The 6,516-nt window shown below is 36.8% G+C and carries 3 protein-coding genes and 3 pseudogenes; 1 reads left to right on the top strand and 5 read right to left on the bottom strand.

Going from position 1 to position 6,516, the window contains the following annotated elements; genetic code table 11:
• Positions 1-116: 116 nt before the first annotated feature.
• From PVA17_RS24030 to PVA17_RS24010, 5 genes and pseudogenes are all read right to left on the bottom strand, one after another.
• Positions 117-503: pseudogene (locus tag PVA17_RS24030) on the bottom strand (TnsA endonuclease N-terminal domain-containing protein); the annotation flags it as partial.
• Positions 504-611: 108 nt separating this feature from the next.
• A pseudogene (locus PVA17_RS24025) lies at positions 612-2,393 on the bottom strand (vitamin B12-dependent ribonucleotide reductase); the annotation flags it as partial.
• Between the two features lie 228 nt (positions 2,394-2,621).
• A complete protein-coding gene (locus tag PVA17_RS24020) occupies positions 2,622-3,503 on the bottom strand; it encodes an endonuclease domain-containing protein (RefSeq protein ID WP_274069219.1) in 882 nt (293 codons plus the stop codon).
• A gap of 93 nt (positions 3,504-3,596) precedes the next feature.
• Positions 3,597-4,391, bottom strand: a pseudogene (locus PVA17_RS24015) (ribonucleotide reductase N-terminal alpha domain-containing protein); the annotation flags it as partial.
• Between the two features lie 201 nt (positions 4,392-4,592).
• Positions 4,593-5,423 carry a lipoate--protein ligase family protein gene (locus PVA17_RS24010; protein ID WP_248716418.1) on the bottom strand — a complete coding sequence of 277 codons (831 nt, stop codon included), beginning with the start codon at positions 5,421-5,423 and terminating at the stop codon, positions 4,593-4,595.
• Between the two features lie 476 nt (positions 5,424-5,899).
• On the opposite strand from PVA17_RS24010, the gene PVA17_RS24005 reads away from it, so the two are divergent.
• Positions 5,900-6,289, top strand: coding sequence for a rhodanese-like domain-containing protein (locus PVA17_RS24005; RefSeq protein WP_132357268.1), 390 nt, complete (start codon positions 5,900-5,902; stop codon positions 6,287-6,289).
• Positions 6,290-6,516: the final 227 nt, after the last annotated feature.

Genomic DNA, 6,516 nt, shown 5'->3' with positions numbered 1-6,516 from the left:
ATTTCAAGTCTACATATATGTATAGAAACCTTTTTCAAATTTGTTAGATGCGAATTATTAGAGTTTTTTAATACTTGAAATGATGATAATAATTTAAAATAACAAAGTTAATTACTTGCGATTTCTGCTAAACCTTCACCTTTATCTACTGTTAATAAAAAATCCTGTGTCATCACAACTGGCTCATTTGTTTTTGGGTCTGTAGGATGTTTAAGACCTAATTCATCTGCAATGACAATTGTTTCTTCCAACGGCAATAAAGGAAATTGTTCTCGAATATCAACGACAGAATCCGAATATTCAGTTAAATAAAAGTAATTTCGTTCCAAATCTGATAGAAATTCATGCTGTCTATTTGTTTTAATACCTTTTAAACGTGTTGACCGACCTTTCGAAGACACATTTTGAACGTTTAACCATGGTTTATAATCCACTCCAACTCCAGAGCCACGACCTTCTTTAATCCACTTTTCGGCTTTAGATGTTCTAGTTCGTTTTGACATAAAAACACCCCTTTAGATTAATATTATCCAAAGGGGTAAAACGGTACATCTTTTTTATAAACGGTACGACTTTATTTCAAATCTACAATAGACACTTTTTCATTTATTTTATAGGCCACATTTTAACTGTGCAGCACAGTTTGTACATGTATTACAGCCACCGATTTCCTCTACAGTTCCTTTACGGCATACAGGGCAAGTATTCCCTACATCCGAACCGATAACTGTTGTCGATTCTAACGCTTGAATCGTATCTACTAATACAACAGGACGCTTCGTTGGTACTTCTACTAATTCTTCCTCGAATGATAGTTGATCCATATCATTTTCTTCGGCTTTTAGTGTCAGTACTTGTGAATCACGGCTACCATCTACATAGACCGTACCACCTTTAGCGCCACCTTTATATAAGCGCTCGTACACTTTTTCAACTTGCTGTACTGTATAACCTTTTGGTGCGTTTACCGTTTTTGAAATGGATGAATCAATCCATTTTTGGATGATACATTGTACATCAGCATGCGCCTCTGGTTTTAACTCCATCGCCGTAACGAACCATTCAGGAAGGTCATTCTCATTCACTTCTGGATGACGTTCTAAATATTCATGTACGATCTCTGCTTTTACCTCGATAAATTTACCTAGACGACCTGAGCGGTAATATGTGAACGAGAAGTATGGCTCAAGACCAGTTGCCACGCCAACCATCGTACCAGTAGAACCAGTTGGAGCTACTGTTAGTAAATGCGAGTTGCGAATACCAGTTGCTAAAATTTGCTCTTTAATATGTGCAGGCATTTTTTGCATGAAGCCTGTTTCAGTAAATGCTTTACGTAAACGTGCTGTCTCTTCCTCTGTTGCTCCCACAAGGAATGGGAAGCTACCACGTTCTTTTGCAAGCTCTGTTGACGCCTCATACGCAGTCTCAGCAATCGTTTTAAAGATTTCATCAACTAGTTCATTACCTGCTTCTGAGCCATATTCTTTCTCACAATAAATGAGTAAGTCCGCTAAGCCCATTACGCCCAAGCCAACACGACGCTCTCCAAGAGCTTGTACACGGTTTTCTTCTAAGAAGTATGGTGTAGCATCAATAACATTATCTTGCATACGAACACCAACACGAACTGTTTCACGTAGTGCTTCGTAATCAATTGTTTGATTTTCTTTATTCGCAAACTGTGCTAAGTTCACAGCTGCTAAGTTACACACAGAATATGGTGCAAGTGGTTGTTCCCCACATGGATTTGTCGCTACAACGCTTTGACCATAAGCTTTTGCGTTAGTCATGTCATTAGCGTTGTCGATGAAGAAAATACCTGGCTCTGCAGAGTACGTTGCACAAACGTTGATTAAATTCCATAATTCCTTCGCTTTAATCGTGCGGTAAGTGCGTACTTTATAGCCCATTTTCTCCCATTCACGCACATCTCCAACTTTATGCCATTCACTGTTGTAAATAGCCATCTCTTCTTTTGTATATTCTTCAACAGCTGGGAAACGAAGCTCAAAGTCAGCGTCATTTTCTACAGCTTGCATAAATTCTTTTGTTAATGTTACAGAAATATTTGCACCAGTTAAAAACTCTGGATTGTGAACCGTATAAGTACCACCATCACGCAGTTTGTTTTCCGCTTCACGAATAATAGCTGTATCAAAACCACCTAAGCCTTCGATACCTTTATAGTTAACAATACCTTGATACATCGCTTCCTCTTGGAATGAAAGAGGCTTAAAGTTTAATTTTTCTTTTGCTAAGCGAATAATTGTTTTATCCGTTGTATTTTCGATTAGGTATCGTAGAATACGTGGATTTTGCATTTTTGAAATAATAAATTCCACGATATCAGGATGCCAATCTGCCAGCATAATCATTTGTGCCGATTTCTTACGCGGGTTCGCTACACCCGCTCTCTATGTCACCATAGAAGTTGAGACCATATCTTACATCTTAATAGATGTCCTCGCACTTCGGAGTGGCTTCACTCCTACTCTACTCGCTTCCGCTATCTTAGCGTGCTTTCGATGGTCGTTGAACCTTCCTCTTTGAAAGAGGCTTGGCTGCTGATTGTCTTTATCCCACTGCTATTTTCAAGCATTCACGCTTACCGTTTCCAGTTACGTTGTAGCTAGCAGTGCATTTATAATGCGTTTTTTTACATTTTCAAAATCGTTTTTTATCTCATCTTCCCAGAAACGGAGTAAAGTATATCCATGAGCCACTGCAATTTGATTTTTATCGATATCCCTAGCTTTTATCCTCTTTTGAACTTCATAAAAAGAGGAATAAAATTTTGGATTCCCATGCCAAAAATCGCCATCACATTCAATTAGAATATTTGTCCCTACTAATAAAAAATCAAATTGTGCTCCTTCAAATATAAAGGAATATTTATAAGGGATTGATTGTTCGACCAAGAAACCCTCGAGAGCTCTTTCAATACTAGTTTTTCTAAATGTTTCTCTCTCCAATTGTTTTAATGCAGCTTGTCGAATTTTCTCAATAGTTTCTTTACTATAAACTCCAGTCTTACCGCTATTCCATGAAGGAGTCCCATTCATTTTTCTAGTTTTAGCTGTTTTTGAAATGATATTTTCAAAATGAACCTTCTTTTGTTCATCTGGCATTTCATTGTGCCATTTTCCTGTATTTTGTGATCGCAGCCTACTCGCACACTCTTTGCTACAAGTTTTAGTCTGCCGGTGCTTTTCATCGAATAGTTTTCCACAAATTACACAAGTTAAAGGCTCACCTTTTCCTCGACAGCTGCTACTACAAAATTGATTGGGAATACCACGCCTCAATTTAACCTTTTTATTACATAAAATATATTGGCAGGTTACCATTTCTACTGGATAAAAATAAGATATTAAATAATTTTCTAATGTTAAATGATGCTCATTTTTCAAATGAGACGTAAACCTTCCTTGTTTATTATGATTTATTGTAAAACCACATATTAAACAAGTCTGTGGCTGTTTCGCATTATAAACATCCATATTTCCCACCTCAATTAAAGTGACAATATTTCCGTTAAAGAGTTCCCAGCAATTCACGAGGTTTGTTTACGCAGAAGCACCTAGATTATGCATACCTCTGCGGGAACCACCTTGTTCGACAAGATGAGTCAGCTTCGCAATATCATCTAACCATGATACAGAACCAGATGATTTACCATTTACACCACGTGCTAAAGTGTTACGTGGACGCAATGTCGAACCATTCGTCCCTACACCACCACCGCGGCTCATAATTTCCATTACTTGCTTACGATGATCACTGATACCTTCACGTGAATCTGCTACAAATGGCATTACGTAACAGTTGAAGAACGTTACATCTGTTTCAGATCCTGCTCCGTAAATAACTCGTCCAGCTGGAATGAATTTCAATGATACTAACTGCTCATAAAACTTCTCAAACCATTCTTGGCGTTTCTCTTGTGTTTTTTCAACAGCAGCAAGTCCTGTTGCATTTCGTTTTGCGATTTGTTCATAAAATATTTCAAGAGGCTTTTCTAGCACGTCAATTGAACGTGTAATCACACCCGTTTCTTGCTCTTTCGGATCATCTAACGCACTACGGTAATCTTCCTCAATCAAAATTTCTGCTGTTTTCGTAGACATATCAAGCTTTTGGATTGTCCCCAAACCACGTGCAGGGAATTTCGGATCTGCCTTCACTGTTAATACGACAAAATCACCGGCTTTTAACGTTTTCTTCTCCGTATCCTTAAACGAGTAGCGATCGATCATCACAAGTCTTGATACACCCTTATGCGTAATGTGCATATCAGGTGTTACAGGATGAACCTGCGGAAATTGTTCAATGTCTTTGTTTAACTGTTCAAATTTGTTTACTTCGGGTTGATGATTTGTTAGTACCATCATTTTGCCTCCCTTATTTTCTGCCTTACAAAATAAATACACAATATCATGTGTCGCTAAACACTACATATTGTGTATATTTCTTTAATTAAGATACTATATATAGTTTTTCAATTCAACTCTTGCAATTTCGAATAGAATCCGAACTACTTGTTATTACAAGGGTTGAACGATAAAAAAATATTTTTCTTATACCATTTTTTATTTTTTGAAGTTCCAATCATCACATGCATATTTTTTTTCTTCTAATGCATGTACATATTCTAATTGCTCCTCAGAAAGTGTAAATGGTTTTAAATCAATTTGCAACGATTTTGCAAAACCATCTCTAAATGCTGTCACACATTGTTCTATCGTCACTGGTTCTTTAACAAGGTTATTGATAGCAACAGCCTTCTCTGGCATCTTTCTACGCATACGATCCTTTGCTTCTTCACTTGAAAAATTGAAGACAGACAATAATTTTTCTTGATCTAAATCAAGTAAAATAGCTCCGTGCTGTAAAATAACACCTTTTTGACGAGTTTGTGCACTACCAGCTACTTTTTTTCCTTCCACGACAAGCTCATACCAACTTGGCGCATCAAAGCAAACTGCGCTTTTTGGTTTCTTTAAGTCTGCTCTTTGTTCTTCTGTATCAGGTACACTAAAATAAGCATCCATACCTAGATTATGAAAACCTTGTAATATACCTTCACTTAACACTCTATATGCCTCTGTCACTGTTTCAGGCATATTAGGATAGCTTTCTGATACAATGACGCTATATGTCAATTCATGTTCATGTAAAACAGCTCTACCACCTGTTGGGCGACGAACAAAGCCAAGTCCTTGTTCTCGTACCGCTTCTAGATTAATATCTCTTTTCGCCTGCTGAAAATAGCCAATCGAAAGTGTTGCTGGCTCCCACTCATAAAAACGAATGACTGGTGGAATTAAACCTTCACTATGCCAATCAAGTAATGCTTCATCTAATGCCATATTAAAAGAAGGGCTACATTTCCCTGAATTTAGAAAATACCAAGTTGTCATATTTTCATCTCCTACAAATATTATGCGAATGTGTACAAAATAAGGCTCATTGCTAAAGCGAGTGGTTAATTTCCGTTACGGCTGGGCGCTTTGTTGCTGCCGCTTCGCTTTCGCACAGTTAAAACATTTGTCGCTGACGCTCCGCTTCGCTGCAGGGTCTTATCGCCCCGCCTTCACTCCAATCAACCTATATAGGGCATACATTTAAACAAATTTCATCCTACTCTTAATAATGAGCCAAAAATAGTGCTTCTCAAATTTTGACACTTTTCGTTTAATTCAATTCTTTATCTAAGTAATCCCCCACACAAAACCAAGAAAATAGTGGATAATTCTGTGGCCTTTCACTAAAACATTCCTAGACAAAAGATAGATTAATTCTAGCCACAATGTAATTTATTTTATCAAACTCATTGGACTATCGCTAGCGCATCTTTTATAATAATAAAGAAGATAGAAAGGGGTAAGAAATTTTGTTGAACATACTTATCACAATCGGTGTTATTTTAGTAGTTGTAATTGCTTATATCGGCATAAATGCCCTACGACTAAAAAAAGCCGTAACAAACCTAACACAAGAACAATTTATTGAAGGCTATCGTAAAGCACAGCTTATCGACGTACGTGAACAAAAAGAATTTGATGCTGGTCACATCCTTGGTGCACGCAATGTTCCTTCAACTACTCTACGTCAACGTCACAAAGAAATTCGCCCAGATTTACCAGTATATTTATACTGTCAAAATACAGGCCGTAGCTCACGTGCTGCTCTATTTCTTAAAAAGCGTGGCTACAACCAAATTTACCAGCTTCAAGGCGGCTTTCGTACTTGGACAGGTAAAATAAAGTCCAAAAAACAAAATTAAAAAATCAATAAGACATAAATCTACTCATGACATAAAGTAAATTTATTTGTATTTACCTATATCAATTTTGTTTTAAACAAAATGTAAACCATCTCAGATGACTATGAGATGGTTTCTTTTTGCAAAAAATTCTGAGTTTCTACTATATTATATATTGTTTAACGTCTGACAAGTTAATTCTTCAGAAAAGAATAAAACTACATGAGGTAATATACTTATTATTAATG

The organism is Lysinibacillus sp. CNPSo 3705, assembly GCF_028674935.1.
Classification (GTDB): domain Bacteria; phylum Bacillota; class Bacilli; order Bacillales_A; family Planococcaceae; genus Lysinibacillus.
Note: the sequence above shows the minus strand (reverse complement) of the source record. Positions and strands in the feature narration are given on the sequence as shown.

Coding starts and splice junctions, on each gene's coding strand:
- PVA17_RS24010 (WP_248716418.1), bottom strand. CDS start 5,423: ATGACAACTTGGTATTTTCTAAATTCAGGGAAATGTAGCCCTTCTTTT.
- PVA17_RS24020 (WP_274069219.1), bottom strand. CDS start 3,503: ATGGATGTTTATAATGCGAAACAGCCACAGACTTGTTTAATATGTGGT.